Annotated in this window: 25 protein-coding genes and 2 pseudogenes; 18 read left to right on the top strand and 9 right to left on the bottom strand. The window is 58.8% G+C overall.

Features of this window, described 5'->3' with window-relative positions; all coding sequences use genetic code 11:
- The first annotated feature begins 43 nt into the window (after positions 1–43).
- Genes BLL52_RS20210 through BLL52_RS01800 form a run of 3 tightly spaced genes read left to right on the top strand, consistent with a single transcriptional unit; the run spans position 44 to position 1,236 of the window.
- On the top strand, positions 44–259 hold the full coding sequence (locus BLL52_RS20210; RefSeq protein ID WP_139313273.1) for a cysteine hydrolase family protein: 216 nt from the start codon (positions 44–46) through the stop codon (positions 257–259).
- A 36-nt stretch (positions 260–295) separates the two neighbouring features.
- Positions 296–655, top strand: coding sequence for a type II toxin-antitoxin system Phd/YefM family antitoxin (locus BLL52_RS01805; RefSeq protein WP_158025668.1), 360 nt, complete (start codon positions 296–298; stop codon positions 653–655).
- Positions 652–1,236: a hypothetical protein gene (locus tag BLL52_RS01800; protein ID WP_075585032.1), complete on the top strand. Its 585-nt coding sequence runs from the start codon at positions 652–654 to the stop codon at positions 1,234–1,236. Before BLL52_RS01805 ends, BLL52_RS01800 begins: the two co-directional genes overlap by 4 nt.
- A 12-nt stretch (positions 1,237–1,248) precedes the next feature.
- On the opposite strand, the gene BLL52_RS01795 is transcribed toward BLL52_RS01800, so the two are convergent.
- Together BLL52_RS01795 and BLL52_RS01790 are read right to left on the bottom strand one after the other, a co-directional pair.
- Complete coding sequence (locus BLL52_RS01795) at positions 1,249–2,658, bottom strand: L-serine ammonia-lyase (RefSeq protein ID WP_075585031.1); 1,410 nt, start codon at positions 2,656–2,658, stop codon at positions 1,249–1,251.
- A 54-nt stretch (positions 2,659–2,712) separates the two neighbouring features.
- The gene (locus BLL52_RS01790; protein WP_139313272.1) at positions 2,713–3,606 is read right to left on the bottom strand and encodes a DUF6279 family lipoprotein; all 894 of its coding nucleotides are present in this window, start codon (positions 3,604–3,606) and stop codon (positions 2,713–2,715) included.
- Here BLL52_RS01790 and glmU point away from each other — a divergent pair.
- Positions 3,605–5,038, top strand: coding sequence for a bifunctional UDP-N-acetylglucosamine diphosphorylase/glucosamine-1-phosphate N-acetyltransferase GlmU (gene glmU, locus BLL52_RS01785; RefSeq protein WP_075585029.1), 1,434 nt, complete (start codon positions 3,605–3,607; stop codon positions 5,036–5,038). The genes BLL52_RS01790 and glmU overlap by 2 nt on opposite strands.
- 141 nt (positions 5,039–5,179) lie before the next feature.
- Positions 5,180–6,004 carry a sensor histidine kinase gene (locus BLL52_RS01780; protein WP_075585028.1) on the top strand — a complete coding sequence of 275 codons (825 nt, stop codon included), beginning with the start codon at positions 5,180–5,182 and terminating at the stop codon, positions 6,002–6,004.
- Positions 6,005–6,072: 68 nt separating this feature from the next.
- Here the strand turns inward: BLL52_RS01780 and BLL52_RS01775 are convergent, their stop codons facing one another.
- Both BLL52_RS01775 and BLL52_RS20205 read right to left on the bottom strand, forming a co-directional pair.
- The gene (locus BLL52_RS01775; RefSeq protein ID WP_075585027.1) at positions 6,073–6,564 is read right to left on the bottom strand and encodes an Lrp/AsnC family transcriptional regulator; all 492 of its coding nucleotides are present in this window, start codon (positions 6,562–6,564) and stop codon (positions 6,073–6,075) included.
- A 59-nt stretch (positions 6,565–6,623) separates the two neighbouring features.
- Positions 6,624–6,728, bottom strand: a pseudogene (locus BLL52_RS20205) (EamA family transporter); the annotation flags it as partial.
- A gap of 166 nt (positions 6,729–6,894) precedes the next feature.
- On the opposite strand from BLL52_RS20205, the gene glmS reads away from it, so the two are divergent.
- The 3 genes from glmS to bamE all read left to right on the top strand — a co-directional run bounded on the left by glmS (position 6,895) and on the right by bamE (position 10,027).
- Positions 6,895–8,763 carry a glutamine--fructose-6-phosphate transaminase (isomerizing) gene (gene glmS / locus BLL52_RS01765; protein WP_075585025.1) on the top strand — a complete coding sequence of 623 codons (1,869 nt, stop codon included), beginning with the start codon at positions 6,895–6,897 and terminating at the stop codon, positions 8,761–8,763.
- Positions 8,764–8,867: 104 nt separating this feature from the next.
- Positions 8,868–9,428, top strand: a complete 561-nt coding sequence (locus tag BLL52_RS01760; RefSeq protein ID WP_175580243.1) for a type I restriction endonuclease — start codon at positions 8,868–8,870, stop codon at positions 9,426–9,428.
- Positions 9,429–9,535: 107 nt separating this feature from the next.
- A complete protein-coding gene (gene bamE, locus BLL52_RS01755; protein ID WP_158025667.1) occupies positions 9,536–10,027 on the top strand; it encodes an outer membrane protein assembly factor BamE domain-containing protein in 492 nt (163 codons plus the stop codon).
- Positions 10,028–10,151: 124 nt separating this feature from the next.
- On the opposite strand, the gene BLL52_RS01750 is transcribed toward bamE, so the two are convergent.
- Positions 10,152–10,568: a hypothetical protein gene (locus tag BLL52_RS01750; protein ID WP_139313270.1), complete on the bottom strand. Its 417-nt coding sequence runs from the start codon at positions 10,566–10,568 to the stop codon at positions 10,152–10,154.
- Between the two features lie 360 nt (positions 10,569–10,928).
- Between BLL52_RS01750 and BLL52_RS01740 the strand changes: the two genes are divergently transcribed.
- Positions 10,929–11,279 carry a nucleotide pyrophosphohydrolase gene (locus tag BLL52_RS01740; protein WP_075585192.1) on the top strand — a complete coding sequence of 117 codons (351 nt, stop codon included), beginning with the start codon at positions 10,929–10,931 and terminating at the stop codon, positions 11,277–11,279.
- A 117-nt stretch (positions 11,280–11,396) separates the two neighbouring features.
- Here the strand turns inward: BLL52_RS01740 and BLL52_RS01735 are convergent, their stop codons facing one another.
- Positions 11,397–11,744 (bottom strand): glutathione S-transferase C-terminal domain-containing protein, encoded by a 348-nt coding sequence (locus tag BLL52_RS01735; protein WP_241838957.1) that lies wholly within the window; start codon positions 11,742–11,744, stop codon positions 11,397–11,399.
- 638 nt (positions 11,745–12,382) lie between these two features.
- Between BLL52_RS01735 and BLL52_RS01720 the strand changes: the two genes are divergently transcribed.
- Positions 12,383–13,878, top strand: a protein-coding gene (locus BLL52_RS01720; RefSeq protein WP_420852611.1) for an IS3 family transposase whose coding sequence is annotated in 2 segments (ribosomal slippage) — positions 12,383–12,775 and positions 12,778–13,878 — 1,494 coding nt in all. Because the reading frame shifts where the segments join, the coding sequence is not laid out codon by codon here.
- 10 nt (positions 13,879–13,888) lie between these two features.
- The gene (locus tag BLL52_RS01715; RefSeq protein WP_075585019.1) at positions 13,889–14,194 is read left to right on the top strand and encodes a hypothetical protein; all 306 of its coding nucleotides are present in this window, start codon (positions 13,889–13,891) and stop codon (positions 14,192–14,194) included.
- A 495-nt stretch (positions 14,195–14,689) separates the two neighbouring features.
- Here the strand turns inward: BLL52_RS01715 and BLL52_RS21685 are convergent, their stop codons facing one another.
- Positions 14,690–14,818, bottom strand: coding sequence for a hypothetical protein (locus tag BLL52_RS21685; protein WP_274534882.1), 129 nt, complete (start codon positions 14,816–14,818; stop codon positions 14,690–14,692).
- Between the two features lie 260 nt (positions 14,819–15,078).
- On the opposite strand from BLL52_RS21685, the gene BLL52_RS01710 reads away from it, so the two are divergent.
- The gene (locus tag BLL52_RS01710) at positions 15,079–15,270 is read left to right on the top strand and encodes a DUF7706 family protein (protein ID WP_075585018.1); all 192 of its coding nucleotides are present in this window, start codon (positions 15,079–15,081) and stop codon (positions 15,268–15,270) included.
- Between the two features lie 312 nt (positions 15,271–15,582).
- On the opposite strand, the gene BLL52_RS01705 is transcribed toward BLL52_RS01710, so the two are convergent.
- Both BLL52_RS01705 and BLL52_RS01700 read right to left on the bottom strand, forming a co-directional pair.
- The gene (locus BLL52_RS01705) at positions 15,583–16,227 is read right to left on the bottom strand and encodes an ORF6N domain-containing protein (protein WP_075585017.1); all 645 of its coding nucleotides are present in this window, start codon (positions 16,225–16,227) and stop codon (positions 15,583–15,585) included.
- Positions 16,228–16,322: 95 nt separating this feature from the next.
- Positions 16,323–16,643, bottom strand: a pseudogene (locus BLL52_RS01700) (helix-turn-helix domain-containing protein); the annotation flags it as partial.
- 134 nt (positions 16,644–16,777) lie between these two features.
- Between BLL52_RS01700 and BLL52_RS01695 the strand changes: the two are divergent.
- From BLL52_RS01695 to BLL52_RS21130, 6 genes are read left to right on the top strand one after another with little or no spacing between them, the layout of a single operon-like run.
- Positions 16,778–18,187 carry a toprim domain-containing protein gene (locus BLL52_RS01695; protein ID WP_075585015.1) on the top strand — a complete coding sequence of 470 codons (1,410 nt, stop codon included), beginning with the start codon at positions 16,778–16,780 and terminating at the stop codon, positions 18,185–18,187.
- The gene (locus BLL52_RS19860) at positions 18,130–18,402 is read left to right on the top strand and encodes a hypothetical protein (RefSeq protein ID WP_083633729.1); all 273 of its coding nucleotides are present in this window, start codon (positions 18,130–18,132) and stop codon (positions 18,400–18,402) included. Before BLL52_RS01695 ends, BLL52_RS19860 begins: the two co-directional genes overlap by 58 nt.
- Positions 18,392–18,595: a DUF7706 family protein gene (locus BLL52_RS01685; protein WP_075585014.1), complete on the top strand. Its 204-nt coding sequence runs from the start codon at positions 18,392–18,394 to the stop codon at positions 18,593–18,595. Before BLL52_RS19860 ends, BLL52_RS01685 begins: the two co-directional genes overlap by 11 nt.
- Before the next feature lie 36 nt (positions 18,596–18,631).
- The gene (locus BLL52_RS01680) at positions 18,632–19,372 is read left to right on the top strand and encodes a hypothetical protein (protein WP_206744485.1); all 741 of its coding nucleotides are present in this window, start codon (positions 18,632–18,634) and stop codon (positions 19,370–19,372) included.
- Positions 19,372–19,959, top strand: a complete 588-nt coding sequence (locus BLL52_RS01675; protein WP_075585012.1) for a hypothetical protein — start codon at positions 19,372–19,374, stop codon at positions 19,957–19,959. Before BLL52_RS01680 ends, BLL52_RS01675 begins: the two co-directional genes overlap by 1 nt.
- A gap of 49 nt (positions 19,960–20,008) precedes the next feature.
- On the top strand, positions 20,009–20,443 hold the full coding sequence (locus BLL52_RS21130) for a hypothetical protein (RefSeq protein ID WP_139313266.1): 435 nt from the start codon (positions 20,009–20,011) through the stop codon (positions 20,441–20,443).
- Positions 20,444–20,557 lie beyond the last annotated feature (114 nt).

Genomic DNA, 20,557 nt, shown 5'->3' with positions numbered 1-20,557 from the left:
GCATCAACACCGTCTCAACACCGTCTCAAAGAAGGCCCGTGCGGTGGGCGCACCGGTGATGCTGATTCAACACGAGGATGACGGGCTGCTGCATTACGGCAACGAAGGCTGGCATCAGGACGCCCGTTTGCTGGTGAATGAATCAGACCTGCGGCTTCGCAAAACCGTGTGCGATTCGTTTTATCGCCCAGACAGCCCTCGTCAAAGCGGCCTTTATGTTCAAGTTGATCAAATTAATCAACTTCATCATAATAATTAGCACCAATTCAGGAGTTCAAATCAAATGCAACACGCCATGAGAACCATGACATCGTCTGATGCCAAGACGAATTTCGGCGAGGTTTTGTCGTCATTGAACAGCGCTGGACCTGTTGAAATCACCCGAAACGGCAAGTCTGTGGGGCTTTTGACCTTGCCGCCGGCGCAGGCCGTTGACAGCGGTCGGATGGCGGCGCTGGCAGCAGCCTACGCCCAGGGTCGAATGTCGTGGCCGCAAATTGCTGAGGAAACAGGTGCAAGTTTTGGCGAACTGTTGTTGGCGCTGGGGTTGCAAAAGCTCTCCTTGCCCAAAGTGACCGCCAAGAAGCGGCCTGAGCAAACAGCCTTGCTGAACCAGATGTTTGATGCCGCCGCTCGCTTGAAGTCGCAGCCATGAAGTTGTCCTTGATCGTCACAGACTCCGGACCGCTGATCACACTGGCGGTGGCTGAGGCGCTTGATGTGCTTTTTATGCCTGGTTTGCCGGTCATCGTGCCGGATATGGTCAGACATGAAGTGATTGCGGATTTGTCAAAACCGGGGGCGTTGTTGGTGGCCGACTGGATTCGGGCCAATAACTCGCACCGACTGACCGTGGCCCCAACCGAGGTGTTTGAAGAGTTCATGTTGCTCAAGTCGATCAACCCGGCGACCAAAACCAAAAACCGGGGCGAGCAGGCGGCCGCCGAGGTGTTGGCCACGGTGCTTGAAGGGCAAGACTTTGGCGCGGTGTTGGTGTTTGAAGACAGCGCAGTGCGTAAAACCAATTTTTTGCTGCGTCTGCCCGATGCTGTGGTGGTCGCTTCCACCTCCGAGTTTTTGTTTGGGCTGCAAAGCCGGGGCGTGATCGCCAGTGCGCAGGCGATTCTGGACCGTGCGGTGGATGTGCGCGGTAACGAACTGTTGGTCAGGTATGTGGTGGGGTCGCAAGACACTGAACACTTGCAAGATTGGCCGCAAGCTTTGCGTACCCCTTGATTGGCGGCGTTATCAGCATTCCACAATATTCACCGCCAGCCCGCCGCGGGATGTCTCTTTGTATTTGGTCTTCATGTCGGCACCAGTTTCGCGCATGGTTTTGATGACCTTGTCGAGCGACACCACATGCTGGCCGTCGCCCTGTAGCGCCATCCGGGCGGCGTTGATGGCTTTGACTGCGCCCATGGCGTTGCGCTCGATGCACGGCACCTGCACCAGGCCGCCCACCGGGTCGCAGGTTAGGCCCAGGTTGTGTTCCATGCCGATTTCGGCGGCGTTTTCCACTTGCTCCGGGGTGCCGCCCATCACAGCAGCCAAGCCAGCGGCGGCCATTGAGCAGGCCACGCCGACCTCGCCCTGGCAGCCGACCTCGGCGCCGCTGATGGAGGCGTTGAGTTTGTAGAGGATGCCAATGGCGGCGGCGGTCATCAAAAAGGTGCTCACGCTGTCCGAGCTACCTGAGCCATCCGGCGCTGGCGCCTGGCCTCGCGCGGGCAGCACAAAACGGTCGCAGTAATGCAGCACCGCCGGAATCACCCCGGCCGCACCGTTGGTGGGCGCAGTGACCACCCGGCCACCGGCGGCGTTTTCCTCGTTCACTGCAAACGCATAGACATTGACCCAGTCCAGCACGCTCAAGGGGTCGGCCAGGGTGCGTTCGGCGCGCTCGCGCAGCTGCGCGGCCAGGATAGGCGCGCGGCGCTGCACCTTGTAAGGGCCGGGCAGCGTGCCGGTGTGGCTCAAGCCGCGCTGCACGCACTCGCGCATCACCCGCCAGATGGTTTGCAGGCCGCTGGTGATGTCTGCGTCACTGCGCCAGGTGCGCTCGTTGGCCCACATGACCTGGCTGATGCTCAAGTTCGTCTGCTTGCAGATCAGTAGCAGCTCAGCGCCGCTGGTAAAGGGGTAAGGCACTTTTTTGTATTCAGTCAGCACCGCCTCGTTGGTGGCGCCGGCGGTCACCACAAAGCCGCCACCCACGCTCAGGTACTTGGCAGTTTTGAGCGCTTGTCCCTGGCCATCGAAGGCGCTGAACTTCATGCCGTTGGGATGCTCCGCCATGGCTTCGCGGCGGTACATCAACACATTTTCTTTTTCCGTGAAACCAATAAAGTGCAGCCCCAGCACGCTCAGCAGACGGTCGGCGCGCACCTGTGCGATCAGGCTGGGCACGGCGTCCACATCAACGGTGTCGGGGGCGTGGCCCATCAGGCCGAGCATCACCGCTACATCGGAGCCGTGGCCTTTGCCAGTGGCACCCAGTGAGCCGTACAGCTCGCAAGTCACGCCAGCGGTGCGCGCCAACAAACCCTCACGCTGCAGGGCCAGCGCAAACAGGCGCGCCGCGCGCATTGGGCCCACAGTGTGCGAGCTGCTGGGCCCGATGCCCACTTTGAAGAGGTCAAAAACGCTGATCGCCATATGGGTTATGTCGGCAGTGGTGTTGTTGGGGGTGTTGGGGGTGCTGTTGGCCGCTCAATGCGCCATCAGCGCGCGGGCATCGTCTTCATAACCTTTGAGCTTGGCTGCGAACTTTTGCCGTTGGGCGGGGCTGGCGCTGTTGTGCAGTTGAGCAAAGGTGTTGCAGTTGCTTTGCACCAGCTGCGCGATCTGCGCGCGGTAAACGGTGTTGGGCGACTGCAGGGTGCGCGCCAGCAGGGCGTGGATAGCGTCTTGGGCTTGTTGCGGCGTTTTTCCGCTGCCTGCCAGCGCTTGCAGGGTAGCGAGTAGGTCCTGGTTGCGGCGTAGCATCTCAAACTCTGCCAGTTGGGTGTTGTACGGTGTGCCTTGCACTCCGGCGCGCAGCAGGGCGATTTGGGCGTCGCTCAAGGTACCGTAGAAGCCTTCGCTGCGCTCCACGAGCCGCTTCAGGCGGCGCTTTTGTTGCTCTGCCGGACTGTCTTTGAGCCAATCTTCGCGCCACTTTTGCGCATTTTTTTCCTGCTGGTGCTGTAAATGTTGTAGCTGCTCAGGCTTGATAGTTAAGGCCAAACGGGCAAAACTGAGCTCAGACTGAGCCAGCACCGCGTCCAGCCGTAATTTGAAGCGGTCGGCGATCTGGCACATCTGCTCGGGCGTGGTGTCTTGCACGGACTGGGCCTGCACATCGGCCAGGGCGCGGGCTAGTTGCGGTAGTTCCTGGCTGCGGTGCCACGCCAGCAGGTTTTGCAAATCAGAGCGCAGCGGCACACTTTGGGCGTCGTTCAGGTCCAGATAGCTGTCCACCCACCAGTAGCTCAGGTTGGGTAACTGGCCATAACCCAGGCGCGCCACGCTGCAGCCGCCCAGCAGCGCGACGGTCAAAAGCGTCAGCAACAGCGCGCGGATAATGTGAAACAACGGCATACGGTTCAACTCGGAGGATGGCATGGCAGAAACCCAATCACTTTTCACAGACGCACCCCTGGACGTGGTGATCATGGCAGCGGGCAAGGGCACACGCATGAAAAGCAAACTGCCCAAAGTGTTGCACCTTTTGGCCGGGCGTGCCTTGGTGCAGCATGTCATAGACACAGCCGCTGTACTGTCAGCCCGCCAGGTGACGGTGATCATTGGCCACGGTGCTACAGAAGTAGAAGCTGCTATCGCAGGTAATATAAGGGCTACAGGCCAATTTGACCTAAATTTTGTGCGCCAGGAGCCGCAGCTGGGCACTGGCCACGCGGTGCAACAGGCGGTGCCCGTGCTGCGTGATGACGGCATTGTGGTGGTGCTCTCAGGCGATGTGCCGCTGACCCAGGCCGACACGCTGACGCAGCTGATCAGCGCCTGCGCCGGAACGCATCTGGCGCTGCTGACCATCGACTTTGCCAACCCGACGGGTTACGGGCGCATCGTGCGGGCGGGTGATGCGGTGCAGGCCATCGTCGAGCAAAAAGACGCCACGCCCGCGCAGCTGAAGATCACCGAGGTCTACAGTGGCATCATGGCCGTGCCTGCCAAACAGCTCAAAACCTGGTTGGCGCGGCTGGACAACAAAAACGCCCAGGGCGAGTTCTACCTGACCGATATTGTGAAATTTGCCGTGGCCGACGGTTTTCCGGTGGTGGCACACAAGATTCATGACGCGGCGCAGGTCGCCGGCATCAACAGTCCGCTGCAGCTGGCCAACTTGGAGCGCGCTTACCAAAAGCGTGTGGCGCTACAGCTGATGGAGCAAGGCGTGCGCCTGGCCGACCCGGCGCGGCTCGACGTGCGCGGCACGCTCACCTGCGAGCAAGACGTGTCGATTGATGTGAACTGCGTGTTTGAAGGTCAGGTCAGCCTGGGTGAGGGCGCGACCATTGGTGCCAACTGCGTGATCAAAAACGCCAGCATTGGCGCAGGCGCGGTGATTCATCCGTTTACCCACATCGAGGGCGGCGAGCCCGGCAGCAAAAACGCGGTGGAAGTGGGTGCGGGCGCGCTGATTGGCCCGTTTGCCCGCCTGCGCCCGGGGGCCAAGCTCGGTGCCGAGGTGCATATAGGCAACTTTGTCGAGGTGAAAAACTCCACCCTGGCCAAGGGCGCCAAGGCGAATCACCTAGCCTACCTGGGCGACGCCACCGTGGGTGAGCGCGTCAACTACGGCGCGGGCAGCATCACCGCCAATTACGACGGTGCCAACAAACACCGCACCGTGATCGAGGCCGATGCGCACATTGGCAGCAACTGTGTGCTGGTGGCACCGGTGACCATTGGCGCGGGTGGCACAGTCGGCGGTGGCTCCACCGTGACCAAAGACGCACCGCCGCTGGCGCTGACCGTGGCGCGCGGACGGCAAGTGAGCATTGCCAATTGGAAGCGGCCCGCCAAAAAATGACGATGCATGCGTTTTTGGTGCGCCCCGCGCGGCCACCGGCAGGGGCGGCCACCTCATACTGGGGTACCAAAAATCGGTGTCCGCCCCTGCCGGTGACCACGCGATGTGTTGGACACGCGAGTGTTTGAATTCAAGTCTCACATGGCCGAAAACTCCCCCTCTGACATATCTTTGGCGCAGCTCCAGCGCCAACTAGACGCCGCGCGGGCCGAGTTGCAACAGTTCACCTACATCGTCTCGCATGACCTGCGCGCGCCGCTGCGCCACATCAACGCCTATGCGCAAATCATGGTTGAGGACTGGCCAGACATGCCTGCTGAGATGGCCGCGCACTTGGACACCATTCGCCAGTCAGCCCAGTTGCTGACGCGCCAGTTGGAGGGGCTGACCCAGCTCTCGCGGCTGGGCACGCAGCCTGTGAATCTGCAGTCGGTGAATGTGAGCGCCATGGTGCGCGAGCTGGTGGATGCGTTGGGCGCGCCGGTGCCAACCCAGGCGCAAACTCACTCGCCAGCGCAACTGCCTACACCAACACCTTCCCAAGTGCTATGGCAGCTGGCCGCCGATGTGCCGCCTGTGCTGGCCGATGCAGCTCTGCTACGCCAACTGCTGGCGCAGGTGCTGGACAACGCTCTGAAATTCAGCAGCAGCCGTGCACCAGCGCAGATCAGCTTGACGTGGCAAATGGCACCAGCGCAGGCGTCGGCGAGTACGGGTGCGGATCCGGGAGCAGGAGCGCCCGCTTGCCAGATCACCCTCAGCGACAACGGCGTGGGTTTTGCCCCAGAGCAGGCCAAAGCGCTGTTTCAGGTGTTTGGCCGGCTGCACCCGGCGCGTGAGTTTGAAGGCCTGGGCCTCGGGCTGGTGCAATGCCGCAAGATCGCCGAACGCATGGGCTGTGCCATCGCTATTGCTGCCGAAGTTAATGTCGGTTGCCGCGTAACCATCACCTTGCCGCTTACCTGACTGCTATTTACGTAGTAGCTATTGACGCTTGATACATAAGGGCTAGAGGTCAATAAAGCTTATAAAACTCACGGTGCCTTCGGCAGCGGCACCCGTGCCCCGAACTTGCTGCGCTTGAGGCTGAAAAAGCTCTTTACATTGCGCACATTGGCATCGAAGGTAAACAGCCGCTGGCTCAACGCCAGGTAGTCCGGCATGTTGGCAGCGTGCACGATCAGGCAAAAGTCTGGCCCGGGCGAGACGCGGTAGCACTGCTGCACGGCGTCATCGCTCTGCACGCGTTGCTCAAACGCTTCCAGCGCCTCCTGGTCTTGCCGGTCTAGCGTGATCTCGACCACCGCGGTGAGCCCGTGGCCAATGACATTGGCCAGGGTGTCGACACTCAACACGGCAATCTCGCGCTCGATCAATCCCACCTCTTTGAGCCGTTTGACTCGGCGCAGACAGGTGGGCGGCGACACATGCACCCGTTCGGCCAGCGCATGGTTGTTCAGCGAGGCATCGGTTTGCAACTGCTCCAGCAGGTGCAGGTCAATGGCGTCAAGTTCGATAGGGGTCATCGCGCGGGTCTCCTAAGCAGTCGCTGGCGCAGCATCGGCCACAGCAGGTTCAGCGCCAGCCCCGCCATCACCGGCGCCAGCCCAATGGTGAAAAACACCTGCACCTGAATCACCAACGAGGCCAGCCCGGGCGAAATGTGCCCGTTCATCGCCACAAACAGCAAGAAGTGGCGCCAAGAGAGTGATTTATTCATTCAAAAATGTTTACTATTTGAAATATTTAAACACAAAGTTCAATTCATGAAATATTTGAATAGCAATCATAAAAAATAGACTACATATTTCATGCGCTAGCTTCTACGATGCGTGCCTCACTCAACGGAGCAGCTTATGTGTGGCATTGTCGGCGCGGTTTCCAACCAAAACATCGTTCCCATTCTGGTGCAGGGCCTGGCCCGGCTGGAGTACCGGGGTTATGACTCTTGCGGCGTGGCGGTGTACGCCAATGGCCTGAAACGTGCCCGCAGCACCGCGCGCGTTTCAGAGCTGATGGCGCAGATCGCCACCACACACCTGCAAGGCACCACCGGCATTGCCCACACCCGCTGGGCCACCCACGGCGCGCCGGCGGTGCACAACGCGCACCCGCATTTCAGCCACGGCCCGGGTGCCGATGCTTCCAGCCGCCCCGGACGCATTGCCTTAGTGCACAACGGCATCATTGAAAACCACGATGAGCTACGTGCTAGCTTGCAGGCCAAAGGCTATCTGTTTCAAAGCCAGACCGACACCGAGGTCATCTGCCACTTGGTCGACAGCCTGTACGACGGCGATTTGTTCGAGGCCGTCAAGGCGGCCTTGGGTTCGCTGCGTGGCGCTTACGCGATTGCGGTGTTTTGTAAGGACGAGCCGCACCGGCTGATAGGTGCGCGCGTCGGCTCGCCATTAATTCTGGGCGTGGGGCCAGACAGCCAGTCGCATTACCTGGCCAGCGATGCCATGGCGCTGGCTGGTGTGACAGACCAGATCGTCTACCTGGAAGAGGGCGATGTGGCCGACATCCAGCTGGGCAAATACTGGCTGGTGGACAAGGCCTTTAAGCCGCTCACCGCAGCGCAGCGCCCGGTAAAAACCGTGCACGCGCACAGTGGCGCAGCCGAGCTGGGCCCCTACCGCCACTACATGCAAAAAGAGATTTTTGAGCAGCCGCGTGCCATTGCCGACACCCTTGAAGGCGTCACCAGCATCCAGCCCGAGCTGTTTGACGGTGCAGATGCCAGTGCTGCCAGGGTCTTCAAAGACATCGATTCGGTGCTGATCCTGGCTTGTGGCACCAGTTATTACAGCGGCTGCACCGCCAAATACTGGCTGGAAAGCATCGCCAAAATCCCCACCCAGGTCGAAGTGGCCAGCGAATACCGTTACCGCGACTCGGTGCCCAACCCCCGCACCCTGGTGGTCACCATCACCCAAAGCGGCGAAACCGCCGATACCCTGGCCGCCCTGCGCCACGCCCAAAGTCTGGGTATGACGCACACCCTAACCATTTGCAACGTGGCCACCAGCGCCATGGTGCGCGAGTGCGAGCTGGCCTACATCACCCGCGCCGGGGTTGAGATTGGCGTAGCCTCTACCAAAGCCTTTACCGCGCAGCTGGCCGGGCTGTTTTTGCTGACCTTGGCGCTGGCTCAGTCACGCGGGATGTTGTCCGACACTGAGGAAGCCCGCCACATCAAGGCCATGCGCCATCTGCCAGCCGCCTTGCAAGCCGTGCTGGCGCTCGAGCCCCAGGTGATCGCCTGGGCAGAAGACTTTGCCGCCAAGGAAAACGCGCTGTTTCTAGGGCGGGGCATGCACTACCCGATTGCCCTGGAAGGCGCTCTGAAACTCAAGGAAATCAGCTATATCCACGCCGAAGCCTACCCGGCCGGAGAACTTAAACATGGTCCGCTGGCATTGGTGACCAGCGCGATGCCAGTGGTGACCGTTGCGCCGCACGACGCGCTGCTGGAAAAACTCAAGAGCAACATGCACGAGGTGCGCGCCCGTGGCGGCGTGCTGTATGTGCTGGCCGATGCCGATTCCAAGATAGAAAGCGCCGAGGGCCTGCATGTGATCCGCATGCCCGAGCACTACGGCGAACTGTCGCCCATGCTGCACGTGGTGCCGCTGCAACTGCTGGCGTACCACACCGCTTGTGCGCGGGGGACAGATGTGGACAAGCCACGCAACCTGGCCAAGAGCGTCACGGTGGAGTGAAGTAAAGCGGATTTTGCTATAAAAAAAGAAGCTATTGGCGCTTATCCAATAAGCGCTACAGGCATAGTTTGCTTGTAAACTTGGACGAGACGAAAGGGGAGTTCGTGACGCCAAAGCAAAAAGCCAGAGTCAGCATTGACACACTGCTAAGCGCAGCCGGTTGGCACGTCTGCAATGTGGCCAGTGCCAACATTCACGCCGCCACTGGCGTGGCCATCGGTGAATTCCCCCTCAACCCCGGCTTTGGCTTTGGCTTTGCCGACTACCTGCTGTATGTGAACGGCAAAGCCTGCGGCGTGATCGAGGCCAAGAAAGAGGGCGCCACCCTCCTTGGCGTAGAAGTACAAAGTGGTCGCTACGCCCAAGGCCTGCCCAGCAGCCTGCCCGCATGGCGCAGGCCCTTGCCCTTCTTGTGGGAGTCCACCGGGGTAGAAACCCATTTCACCAACGGGCTAGACCCTGAGCCCCGCGCCAGAAACGTGTTCGTCTTCTTCCGCCCCGAGCTGTTGGTGCAGTGGCATGCCTACTTGCAGGCCAATTCACAGGCGCCGGCGGGTTCCAACATCGCGCAGGAAACGCCAGGCACCTTCCTCGCGCGCGTGCGCCTGATGCCGCCGCTCGTCACCGAATGGGGCACCGGCGGCGCCAGCTTCAAGAACAGCTAGCGCAGCGTTCTTGGCGTTTGTTGCTAAAGTGTCCCTACCTGAACTTGCAGATTCAAATGCCGTCAAAGGCGGCTCCAATATCAACCAGTCAAACGGGAGTTACTGTGATGCGTTTATCTACTTGGAGCTTGATGGGGTTGTCGTTTCTGACGGCGTGCAGTGGCTATGCGCCACCCGCCCAGACAAGCGGCATGACCGAGGCCCAACTGGTGGCTCAAATGGGCCAACCCGACACGGTGCGCCAGACCGCCACCGGCACCCGGCTGGAATTCCCGCGTGGTCCCATGGGGCATCACACCTGGTTTGTGGATGTCGACCCCAATGGCAAGATCATCGAGATTGAGCAGGTGTTGACCGAGTTGAACTTCAACCAAATCACCGCCGGCATGACCCAGGACGAAGTTCGCCAACGCCTGGGGCGGCCCAGCGAGACTCAGGGGCTAGGCCGCTCACGCGGTGTGGTATGGAACTATCGTTATGAAAACCACTTCTGCCAGTGGTTCCAGGTGGAGATTTCCCAGGAGCAACAGGTGCGCTCTACCGGTTATGGCACGCCACCTGAATGCTTGAGGAACGATAACAACATGATCTTCCCATGACAGGAGTTGCCTGTTCTGCCAGAGGCTGTGGCCGCCTGAACGCGAGCCGTTGGCCGAATCGTCTAGGCTGCGTCGACGCTCAGCCAGACAGGGTTACGCGGACACGCTGCCTAAATAAAGCCACCTAGTCGACACCCTCGTCTTTGAAAACTATGTGAAGAATCTTCAAACTAACCGGTCCAACGACATATCGCTCACCAGCACGGTAGACAACATCGCGAATGGTCTGGGATGCCGAATGTTTGAAAAGGCAGTACAGCATTTGTTCTTTGCCCAGAGTGGCCGTCTTGCCGTAGACAGCTGCGATGTCTGCGACCAATTGGCTCTGAATTTTCCACAATGCAATCACGTCCGCAAGCACGGTGAGCAAGCCCAACGGGCCGGGAGCCAATGCTGCAAGGCCAGAAATCTTGGCTGTGGTCCGGCATGCCGCTTCAGCAAGCTCCTGGGCCCGGGTGTCAGGCGCGGCAGATTTGGCTTCGGTGGATCGTGGAATGACCGTCACCAAAGCCAAAATTGCAGCGCTGACCCGAGCGACCACCGGGGTGCTCGCTGGCGTGGCTGAGATTTCGAAAGAGGAGGGCTTTTTTGGTATGTCAATCCTTAAGGCGGACCATCATCGCACCGCGCGCCAAAACCGGTGGGCGGCCCAATTGGCCCGGCGCAGGCATCAACTAACCGGCCGACCAATGGCGTGAACAAGTCGAAAGGGGTTGACTGACGTTGGGACATGGCGTGCTGGCGCAAACTCTTGACGTGCCAGATAACCCCCCAACCCGCCAAGCCGAGGGGAAGACGCGGGTTTGGCTCGATGTCATTACGGGACTTTGCGTTGGTGCAAACTCCTGGAAGTCAAATCAACCCGCTACGCCCCTGCAACGACCCGAAAAGAAAGACCGCAATGAAAACTCCCTCCCTGATTGACGTCTCAGCACTTGAAGTGGCTTTGCAGACATTCGCTGATGAACGTGACTGGCAGAAATTTCATTCGCCGAAAAACCTGGCAATGGCGCTGACGGGTGAGGTGGGCGAGTTGGTTGAGCTCTTTCAATGGCTGTCTGAAGACGAGTCTATGGGCGCGGCCCAAGACCCCAAAACAGCAACAGCTGTCAGGGACGAACTCGCGGACGTTCTCCTTTACCTTGTACGGCTGTCCTCAGTGCTGGGCGTTGACCTCAACGATGCGGTCGCCCAGAAGCTGGCTAAGAATGCACGAAAGTATCCCTGCGGGGATTCGACTCCCAGCAGATAGCTGTCCCGGACGACTCTGCATCAGAAACGCCTTCGACAGGAGCAGCCAAGCGTTTAGGCCGACAGGCTCAGGGCCAGTTTCAATGCCTCACCTGTCGTGCCGATATAAAACGCGCCGTCATCGGGTGGTATCCGCTCTTGGCTTTCCCAATGTTGGAAAAGGCCTTATCGACTGACTGGGCAACTTGACCATGCACGTCGCGAACAACGGGCTGGCCATCCACCCCGCCAGCCAGGCTTGCAATGCTGGCAGCGGTTGGTGGGCAAACCACGCCGGGTCAACGGCCGCAAATTGCCGAACAAACGGAAAAATCGCGAGGTCTGTGGCGCAGGGGTCGATGCCACCCATGTAGCCATGTTGAGCAATTGCGCTTTCCAATGGCACCAACATCTTGAATACAGCTTTGTCCCTGTGTTCATACCCTTCATCTTCGCCATACCGTAACGGGTATTTGTAGCGGTCCAAGTGATGCTTGAATACGCCATCGTTACGGGCGACCCATTCAAGATTTTCCGGTGTCTGTGCCCGGCTGCATATTCCGACCAAAGAAGCCACTCTATCCGGCGCAAAAAAGCCACCAGTTCCGATTCAAAAAGGCCAGCCGTTCCGATCCAACGAAGCCAGCCGATGCGTCAACTGATAATTGAGCGAGGGAGCGCCCGCTATGCGGTGCATTGCTGCCCTACACGGCAGAGCCTTGAATTCACGCAATGGGCCAGTTGCTGCCGGTCACGAATGACCGCTGTCCGGCAGCCAAATGACTCTGACAACTCGCCGCATCAGCAATCCTTTTCACCAACGGCCACCTGGAATGCCAACGGTTCACGGCTGTCGCATCTTCGTGATGCAACAAATCAAGAAGAAAACGGGTCAGTCAGATGTCGGTCTGCTCTGCCATTTCAAGTGCATCTTCGACTTCAATGCCCCCCGTGCCAGAATGACTTGCATCACCTCCATCTCACAATTTAGTGAGTTAAAAGGTCACCATGCGTAAACAACATTCTTCCAAGGCCACAGTGCAATTCATTCCTTTTACGGACGCCATCCCGGTCACAGAGGGGGCAGCGCAGGAAGCCCGAAGGGCGACCGAAGCAGCCCCCTCTGTGACAGCGCCTCATGCCAGCACTGAGGTCGTCCCGCGCGTCAAGCGACGCTTCAAGAGCAACGCCGAGAAGCGGCGTATCGTCGCCGAGGCTGACGCCTGCACGCTACCCGGCGAGGTCGGCTTGCTGATGCGCCGTGAGGGCATCTACTCGTCTAACCTTTGCAACTGGCGTCAGCAAATCCGAGCCGCCGATGCATTGGCCCTGGATGCAAAAAAGCGTGGCCCAAAGCCTAATCTTGAACTCGCCCAGGCGCGCCGCGTGGAGCAGCTCACGCATAGAAACACCCAGCTGCAAAGCCAACTGGATCAGGCTCTGCTCATCATCGATGTCCAAAAAAAAGTTTCTATGCTCATGGGCCTCACGCTGGCCACGTCAGCACAAGGCAGCATCTGATGCAAGGCGTCATCGAACTCATCCCCACCACGGGCGAAGCCAGGGCCTGCTCCGCACTGGGCACCACGCGAGGCGAGCTGCGTCGCCAACGGCTACGCACCCTGGCCGCAAGCATCATGGGGCCACCAGCGCCACGCCAGGCGCGCTCCTCACCCCTGGCCTTGAGCGAGGCCGAGCGGCAGTTGGTACTGGACACTTTAGGCAGCGAGCGCTTTGCCGACACCGCCCCTGCCAGCGTGCACGCCACTCTGCTTGATGAGGGCCGTTACCTGGGCTCCGTGCGCACAATGTACCGCTTGCTCAAGACCCACAGTGGCTGCGCCGAGCGACGCAATCAGCGCCGCCACACCGCCTATGCCAAGCCTGAATTGTTGGCCACCAGTCCCAATCAAGTTTGGTCTTGGGACATCACCAAACTCAAGGGGCCAGCCAAGTGGACCTACTTTCATCTCTACGTGATTTTGGACATCTTTAGCCGCTACGTGGTCGGCTGGCTTATCGCGCCGCGCGAGTGTTCCGAGCTTGCCACGCAGTTGATTGAGGACACCGCCCAGCGTCAAAATATCGCGCCGGGTACGCTCAGTCTGCACGCCGACCGAGGTGCCAGCATGCGCTCCAAACCGGTGGCCAGTTTGCTGGTCGATTTGGACATCACCAAAAGCCACAGCAGGCCCTACACGTCCGACGACAACCCATACTCAGAGGCGCAGTTCAAGACGCTCAAATACCGCCCTGACTTTCCCGAGCGCTTTGGCTCAATCGAAGATGCACGCGCGCACTGCCAAACTTTCTTCGCCTGGTTCAACGATGAGCACCGCCACAGTGGCATTGCCCACATGACACCTCACAGCGTTCACCATGGCCTCGCCCACGAGCTCATCGTGACGCGTCAGACAGCCCTGGATGTAGCCTTTGCTGCCTACCCCAACCGATTCAAAGGTCGCCGCCCAACGCCTGCCCAACTTCCCACAGCCGCTTGGGAATCAATCCACCACCAAAAAAGGAAACCGAAGCCGAAATCCCAACCGAAACACTACACCCTGCTCAGTAAATATATGTTCAACGGTGATGCAAAGTCATTGACACGTTCCGAGAGATAGGATTACGAAAATGACATTTGCGAAAAATGATTTAAGCCAAGCGGTAGTTCTGTTTCTTGGGTATGGTGTTGCCTTGTCTCCCATTTGTGACGGCGCAAAACTTTTTGAGATTTACGGCCAACAAAAGGGGGAAAGCTTGCTGAGTGATGTCCTGAGGCTAGCGGATGAAGCCTCTCAAATTTCAATTGATTGGGCAAACACGAGTTTGGATGCCGCAGGTATTGCGGTGCATGAGGAGATGCACAATCGACACCCCTATCTCGACAGCAAAGCTCTTGATGCTATTGCGTGGAAATTTACATTCGACTGGCGTTAGTGGCCATGATTGCTTTTAAGCGTGCAGCGCCCCAAGCCAGGCGCTACGCGCAGAGCATCAATGTCAGTCCAGCCCGGGCATCGAGCCCGGCCCGCCTTGGCAGTGCTGCGGGGTTAGTTGCGTTGCAACTAAACATAACGGTCGATCGCATGTAGCGTGTCCAGTCGCTGCGCTAAAGCTCCGCTTGGTGGCCCCGCTGCACGCGACCCCCGTTATGTCTTGCGCCCACTTGCCCTGCGCGCGTGGCCCATTGCTCACTGCGTGTAGCAACAAGCCACACGCCCAACACCCATAGCCAGCGCGGTCACGGCTGGTGCCGTCACCGCAGAGTGGTTTTAGCCAGGCGCGTGCCGCGCAGCATCACGTGTGGCTCTCCCCGCCCACCCTGTGGGCCTGGCTGCTTCGCGCACAGGCCACGCCGGGGGTGGCCCGTCCGCCCCCAGGGGCTCCCTCCACCCCGGCGCTGTGCGGCTTGGCCGTCGCTGTGCCAGTACGTCACGGCTCGCCTGCCACCATCACCACATAGTGCTGCGCGCCGTGCCTGTGTTTGTCGTCAAACTGAAATGCTATTGTTTTAGTAGCTGCTTGCGCATATTCCACGAGGGCTACAGGCCAATTCGGCATGTAAGCACTTGGCGCAAAGCCTTTGCAAGCCCGTCTCTGGCGCACAACCCCATCCCTCTTTGGGGGCGAGGGTGCAGCAGCAGCGCCAGCCAGTAAAGGCCGCTGCGCGCCGCCTGGAGGCGGTGGCCTCTCGGCCAGCCTTGACAGCCTGTCCCCGCCGCCGCCCATGTCGCACATGAGGGGTGGGGTACCCCTGCACGCGCGGCGTGCCGGGCCTCACTGGCATCTCTTGTGCTCACCAACTCTCGAAAGGCAAAACCATGCAACGCACTCCCGTCATCACCGTGATCCTGTCCTCCAGCCTAGCCTGGGCCTATGCCCAGTTCTTCAAGCGTGTGGGCTTGGATGATTACAAGGCGCTGGCCGTCGATCTGGAGGAGGCCTACCTCATGCTGGCCGCTGGCGAGGCCATCCGTGAAGCGTTGCGCCAGGCTGGGTATGCGCCACGCTGAGCGGTCCATCAGCACCCACGCCCGGCGCTGCGCGCCGTGCATGGGCGGCGCCCGTGCGGGCTGGGGTGTGAAGCCTGTAGCTAATGGGTAATGAAACGCTATTGTTTTAGTAGCTGCTTGCGCACGTTCTGTGAGGGCCACAGGCCGTTTTGTCTTATAAGTATTTGGCGTGGGGCCGTGGGTGTTCCCTGTGGGTTTGTGATTGCTTTGGTATTGAATAGAGCTGCTAAAAAGCCGCCCCCAACCCGCAGGCCGAGGCGGGTTAGCTGATTGCGTGCCGTTTGGCAGCTAACAGGAAAAGCAGGTTTGGCTTTAGCGCTTGCTGCGTGTGGCCTTGGTGCCTTTGCTGTCCTTGCTGTCTTGGCTCTTGTCCGGTGTCTTGTCTTGTGGCGTGACAAACCCGATGGGGCGCTTGGGTGGGTCGGGTGGTGTCATCAGTTCGCGCAGCGCGTCGAATACCTGCTTGAGCTGATTGCGGGTATTACGGCTGAATGTGTCGTGCTGGATATCCAGCGATTCCGTCTTCATCTCCAACTCGGTCAAGCGCTTGGCCAAGTCCTCATGAATGGCGGCGGCTTGGCGCAGCCGCGTAAACGCCCGCACCACATACACCGACACCTCCACAGCGCGCGGACTGTTCAGCACCATCGCCGCCATGATGGCGCCATGCTCGGTAAAAACGTAAGGCTGGTACTTGCGATGCTGACCGCGCCCGGTCTTTAAGGTCGCAAATTGCGACCTTAAAGCGGTGGCCTCATCGTCCGAGAGTTGGAACATGAAGTCAGACGGAAACCGTGCCGCATTGCGTTTGATCTGCTCATTGAGCCGCTTGGTCTGGACCCCGTACAGCGCGGCCAGGTCGGAATCCAAAATCACCCGCTGGCTGCGCAGCATGGCAATGCTCAGCGAAATACTCTCCACCGCTGGCGCGGTGGGCACAACTGCCGCCGTGCTCATCGGTCCGCGTGCGCGGTGCGCTTCGTGGGGGTCTTGGTAGGTGCCGCTTTGGTGGTTGCCGCAGCGGCCTTGGCCGTGGCGCGCGACACATCCCAGCGACGGGTCTGGTACTTGATGATCAAGCTCTCCAGTACTTCTTTAACGACGGCCTGTTCCTCGGGGGGCAGTTGGTCAATGGCCTCGAACTGCAAGCGCAAGTCCTCGGATGGATCGCGTTCGGTCTTCTCAAAAACCAACACATCAGCACTCACCGACAGTGCAAGCGCGAGCCGTCTGACGACATCCAGGGTGGGTTGTGACGTGCCGCCCTCATAGCGGCGAATTTGTAGCACATGCACGCCGACCCGGTCGGCTAAGGCTTGTTGGGTCAAGCCGCGCTCTTTGCGCAATGCGGTAACACGCTCAGGAAATTCCATAACAAGCAGCATTGAAGGAAGTGAAAGTGCTTGCATTGTCTTGGTCCTCTTTGTGTTGATTCTCAAAATAGAACATTTATGTTAGCATAACAATATCAAAACAGAGTATTGACAGGTTTTAGGAGCAAAGCGGCATGCCCCGCATCCCCGAGTCCGAGCTAGAGCGGCTTAAAGCAGAAATCAGCCTGTTGCGCCTGATCGAGGGCCAGGGGCACGCATTGCAAAAGCGCGGCAAAGACTGGGTGATGCGCTGCGTGTTCCACGAAGACGCCACGGCCAGCCTGGTGGTGACCGAGAGTAAAAACCTGTACCACTGCTTTGGCTGCAACGCGGCCGGCTCGGTGATTGACTGGGTGATGAAGACGCAAGGCGTGAGTTTGCCGCACGCGGTGCAAATCTTGAAGCTGGGCGCGCCGCTGGAGGGTGAACGGGTCGGCGTGGGCCGCAGCCAGGTGCGACACCTTCCTTCTTTAGTTGCTGCCCCGGATGCTGCCGATGCCGCCACGGATACCGCCACCCAGCAAGCCCTGCTGCGTCAGGTGGTGGAGAGCTATGCAGCCAACCTCAAAGCCTCACCCGAGGCGCTGGCGTATTTGGCCGCGCGCGGCCTGAACCATCCTGAGCTGATCGACCACTTCCAACTGGGCTACGCCAATAAGAGTCTGACCTACCGGCTGCCACCCACCCATACCCAGGGCGGCAAAGCCATTCGCGCCCAGTTGCAGGCCTTGGGCGTGCTGCGTGAGAGCGGGCATGAGCACCTGAACGGTTGTCTGGTCGTGCCGGTGGTGGATTTGGATCGTCAAGTGCTGCAACTCTACGGGCGGCGCATCGTCGCTAAAAGCAAACTCTTGCCCGGCCAGTCCCCGCACCTGAACCTGTCACGGCCTTTGCAGGGCGTGTTCAATGAAGCGGCGCTCATAGCCAGCAAAGAAATCATTCTGTGCGAGGGTCTGATTGATGCCATGACGTTTTGGTGTGCGGGCTATCGCAACGTGATTGCCACCTTGGGCGCGGGTAACTTCACCGCCGACCACTGGCAAGCCCTCAAGCACCACGGCACGCGCCGGGTGCTGATTGCCTATGACCGGGATGATGCGGGCAATGCCGCCGCCGACAAGCTGGCGCCTGAGCTGATGGCGGCAGGCATCGAGTGTTTCCGGGTCTTGTTCCCCAAGGGCATGGACGCCAACGAATACGCGCAGAAGGTGCAGCCCGCCGCCAAGAGCCTGGGTCTTGTGTTGCAGCAGGCCCAGTGGTTGGGCAAGGGCAAGCCTGCGCAAGTTGTGAGCGTGGTCACCGAAGCAACGCCAGCGCCACCAAAACCAAAACCCGCAGCTAAAGAAAAAGCATCCGTGCCGACACCAGCACCAGCACCAGCACCAGCACCGACACCGGCACCCGCCGAGCCTCCTTCCTTAGCCGCTGTCCCCGCTCCCGCACCAATCGTCGCTTTACCACCCCTGCCATCCGCTTCATTCAGGCCATGCTGGGGCATGCGGAACTGTCCACCACGCAGATTTACACGCAAGTCTCGATCGTGAAGCTCAAGGAGATTCATACGCTGACGCATCCGGCGCGGCTGCAGCGGGTAGCCAATGCGTCGGATAAGGCTGCAAGCGATTCAAACGACCCAGGGCAGCCCAACCCCCAGGCGGAGCCACAAGACCCGGCAGCGGCCCTGTTAACCGCTTTGGATGCCGAGGGCCAAGAAGAGCAGGAAGACCCGGACGAGGGAGATGCCAGCGATGCACCCTGAGCCCAGTGATGCAGTGCGCATGCAACTCAGCTTGCCCCAGGCGCTGGCCTGCGCCTTGGCGCAGTTCCTCAAGCGCGCGGGCTATAGCGACTACCGGGCCTTGGCCGCCAGTGAGCAAGAGGCCTACGCCATGCTGCACGCCGGGGAGTGCCTGCGCGCAGCGCTGGCCGAACAAGGCATAGCGCCGCGCTGACACACATGCCCCATAGTGCCCCGTATCATCGCGGGCATGTCTTCCCCTTCTTTCCTTAGCCGCCACGGCCCGCACGGGCTGCATTGGTGTCATTGGCTGATGCTCTTCGCGCTGGCGTGGGCGGGTCTGACCGCGCAGCCATTCGAGGCCAAAACCGCGTCTGGGCAAAATTCCTTCGTGCAGGGTTTTACGCGTCTGGTTTCCCTCTCAAACGCACAGGAAAACGTGTCGGCTCCACCTGTTGGGGCAAATGGGGGAACTCTCGATATCAGCTCAACTTCCCTCGGCAATTTTCTGGGCAAAGGCGGCAACAAGAATGTATACGCGTACGGCGACGGACAGGCAGTCGCAGTTTTGCAACCTGGCAAGCCACTGCAGGCAATTCCAGACGAGATTGGAATGCTAAATCAGTTGAATGACTTGGGCATTCCAACAGTAAATGCAAGAAGTATTACTGTGAATGGCCAGCCCGCCATGATCATGGATCAGTTCGCGCAGGGATCAAAGGATATCGTTGCGCTCCAAAATGGAAAGGTGCGGATTGTGGGAGATTCACCGTTGCTGAATGCACAAAGTGTTAGTGATTTGCAAAATATTCGCAATACGATGGTGACCAATAATGTTCAGATAAACGACCTGCAATTCCTAATAGGAAAGGACGGCAGAGTTGTAGTTGCAGATCCTCTCAAAGTCAATATCAATACCCCGCCATCTAACAACAATCTAAGGATGATTGACCTCCTGATCCAAGCAGCAAAAAAGAATGGACCCTTCTGATGCAACCGAAAACTACGCAATCAACCAATCCTTCGTCATCACTGGATTTGTTGCGCCAATTTGTAGGCAAGAAGGCAACTGCCATAGTGCGATACAGCTGGTGGGAAAAGGAAGAGGTTTCTACAGAATGCAACATTCCCAGGGAGCAATCGTTTTCATTCACGTCAGGGCCATTGGCAGTAGTATTTGAGGACGGTAGCGTATTAGGAGTTGCCAGTGATCCAGGCATCAATAGTGTGATTGTTTGGTTGGATCGTGCCGCCGGTCAAGCCGACATATCACAGACGCTAAGCGAAGACGCCGAGCTGTTTCCGATCAACGCCAGTGACGAAACATACTCGGAGCCATTTTGGAATAAATTTGCTGAGCGCACTCTTTCCGGGTTTTCTATTTTGAAAAGCAAAGAAATGAATGCAAGTGAAGCGGGTTTACCAAGTGAACTAGGGCTATGTTTCCATTTTGGCAGCGATGAGCGGTTCATTGCATCGCACGGTCTGCACAACGGGTCAGATGATTTTTCGGTTATTGCGGATAGTCAGTTTGACCCAATCGCCAGGGGGAAAATAGAAGAACTGCCATTGCTTTAATGGGGCAAATAGTGTAGCGAAGCTTGACCAAGCAACCATTGACAGCATTTTGAAAATCGGGAAAGGGGCGAGGCCAGACCCGGCAACATATCTTTCGCAAGATTTATTAAATTCGCATCTGGGCCAGTTTGATGGCGGAGTTACAAAGTTTTCTTCTGCGGCCCCATCAGGAGTTATTGGGCCACCTGGGGGAACATTTGTAATGCCGAAATCTTTAGCGGATAGCTTGATTAAACAGGCTGGCGGCGATGTTGCAAAACTTGAACGGCTTCTTAGTCTTGAACCGGGTACGTTGGGTGCCAATCCTGTGCGGATTGATATTCCTTCGCCAAGCGGACTTCGGATATCAAGTGGGAACGAACTAGGCGCAAACAAACAGTGGGTGCCGGGCGGTTACACCGGTGGTGGCATACCGGAGGCGACAATTAACCCGGCTCAGCCTGGCACGTATATCGTGAAGCCGACCTTTAACGGGAGTCCATAGTGAACAGCATGATTTTTTCAGGTTTTGGAATTGAAATTTTTAAACGCGATGAGCGATATTTCATACGGTACGACGCCGGGGAGTTAGCAGTGCAATTTCGAGAAGATGAGATTA

Source organism: Rhodoferax antarcticus ANT.BR (genome assembly GCF_001938565.1).
Classification (GTDB): Bacteria; Pseudomonadota; Gammaproteobacteria; order Burkholderiales; family Burkholderiaceae_C; genus Rhodoferax; species Rhodoferax antarcticus.
This window is presented reverse-complemented; position numbering and strand designations above follow the sequence as displayed.

Bases quoted from the DNA above. Each gene is read 5' to 3' on its own strand.
- BLL52_RS01805 (WP_158025668.1), top strand. From the start codon at position 296: ATGAGAACCATGACATCGTCTGATGCCAAGACGAATTTCGGCGAGGTT.
- BLL52_RS01800 (WP_075585032.1), top strand. From the start codon at position 652: ATGAAGTTGTCCTTGATCGTCACAGACTCCGGACCGCTGATCACACTG.
- BLL52_RS01795 (WP_075585031.1), bottom strand. From the start codon at position 2,658: ATGGCGATCAGCGTTTTTGACCTCTTCAAAGTGGGCATCGGGCCCAGC.
- glmU (WP_075585029.1), top strand. From the start codon at position 3,605: ATGGCAGAAACCCAATCACTTTTCACAGACGCACCCCTGGACGTGGTG.
- BLL52_RS01790 (WP_139313272.1), bottom strand. From the start codon at position 3,606: ATGCCATCCTCCGAGTTGAACCGTATGCCGTTGTTTCACATTATCCGC.
- BLL52_RS01780 (WP_075585028.1), top strand. From the start codon at position 5,180: ATGGCCGAAAACTCCCCCTCTGACATATCTTTGGCGCAGCTCCAGCGC.
- BLL52_RS01775 (WP_075585027.1), bottom strand. From the start codon at position 6,564: ATGACCCCTATCGAACTTGACGCCATTGACCTGCACCTGCTGGAGCAG.
- glmS (WP_075585025.1), top strand. From the start codon at position 6,895: ATGTGTGGCATTGTCGGCGCGGTTTCCAACCAAAACATCGTTCCCATT.
- bamE (WP_158025667.1), top strand. From the start codon at position 9,536: ATGCGTTTATCTACTTGGAGCTTGATGGGGTTGTCGTTTCTGACGGCG.
- BLL52_RS01740 (WP_075585192.1), top strand. From the start codon at position 10,929: ATGAAAACTCCCTCCCTGATTGACGTCTCAGCACTTGAAGTGGCTTTG.
- BLL52_RS01715 (WP_075585019.1), top strand. From the start codon at position 13,889: ATGACATTTGCGAAAAATGATTTAAGCCAAGCGGTAGTTCTGTTTCTT.
- BLL52_RS21685 (WP_274534882.1), bottom strand. From the start codon at position 14,818: ATGCCGAATTGGCCTGTAGCCCTCGTGGAATATGCGCAAGCAGCTACT.
- BLL52_RS01710 (WP_075585018.1), top strand. From the start codon at position 15,079: ATGCAACGCACTCCCGTCATCACCGTGATCCTGTCCTCCAGCCTAGCC.
- BLL52_RS01705 (WP_075585017.1), bottom strand. From the start codon at position 16,227: ATGAGCACGGCGGCAGTTGTGCCCACCGCGCCAGCGGTGGAGAGTATT.
- BLL52_RS01695 (WP_075585015.1), top strand. From the start codon at position 16,778: ATGCCCCGCATCCCCGAGTCCGAGCTAGAGCGGCTTAAAGCAGAAATC.
- BLL52_RS19860 (WP_083633729.1), top strand. From the start codon at position 18,130: ATGCTGGGGCATGCGGAACTGTCCACCACGCAGATTTACACGCAAGTC.
- BLL52_RS01685 (WP_075585014.1), top strand. From the start codon at position 18,392: ATGCACCCTGAGCCCAGTGATGCAGTGCGCATGCAACTCAGCTTGCCC.
- BLL52_RS01680 (WP_206744485.1), top strand. From the start codon at position 18,632: ATGTCTTCCCCTTCTTTCCTTAGCCGCCACGGCCCGCACGGGCTGCAT.
- BLL52_RS01675 (WP_075585012.1), top strand. From the start codon at position 19,372: ATGCAACCGAAAACTACGCAATCAACCAATCCTTCGTCATCACTGGAT.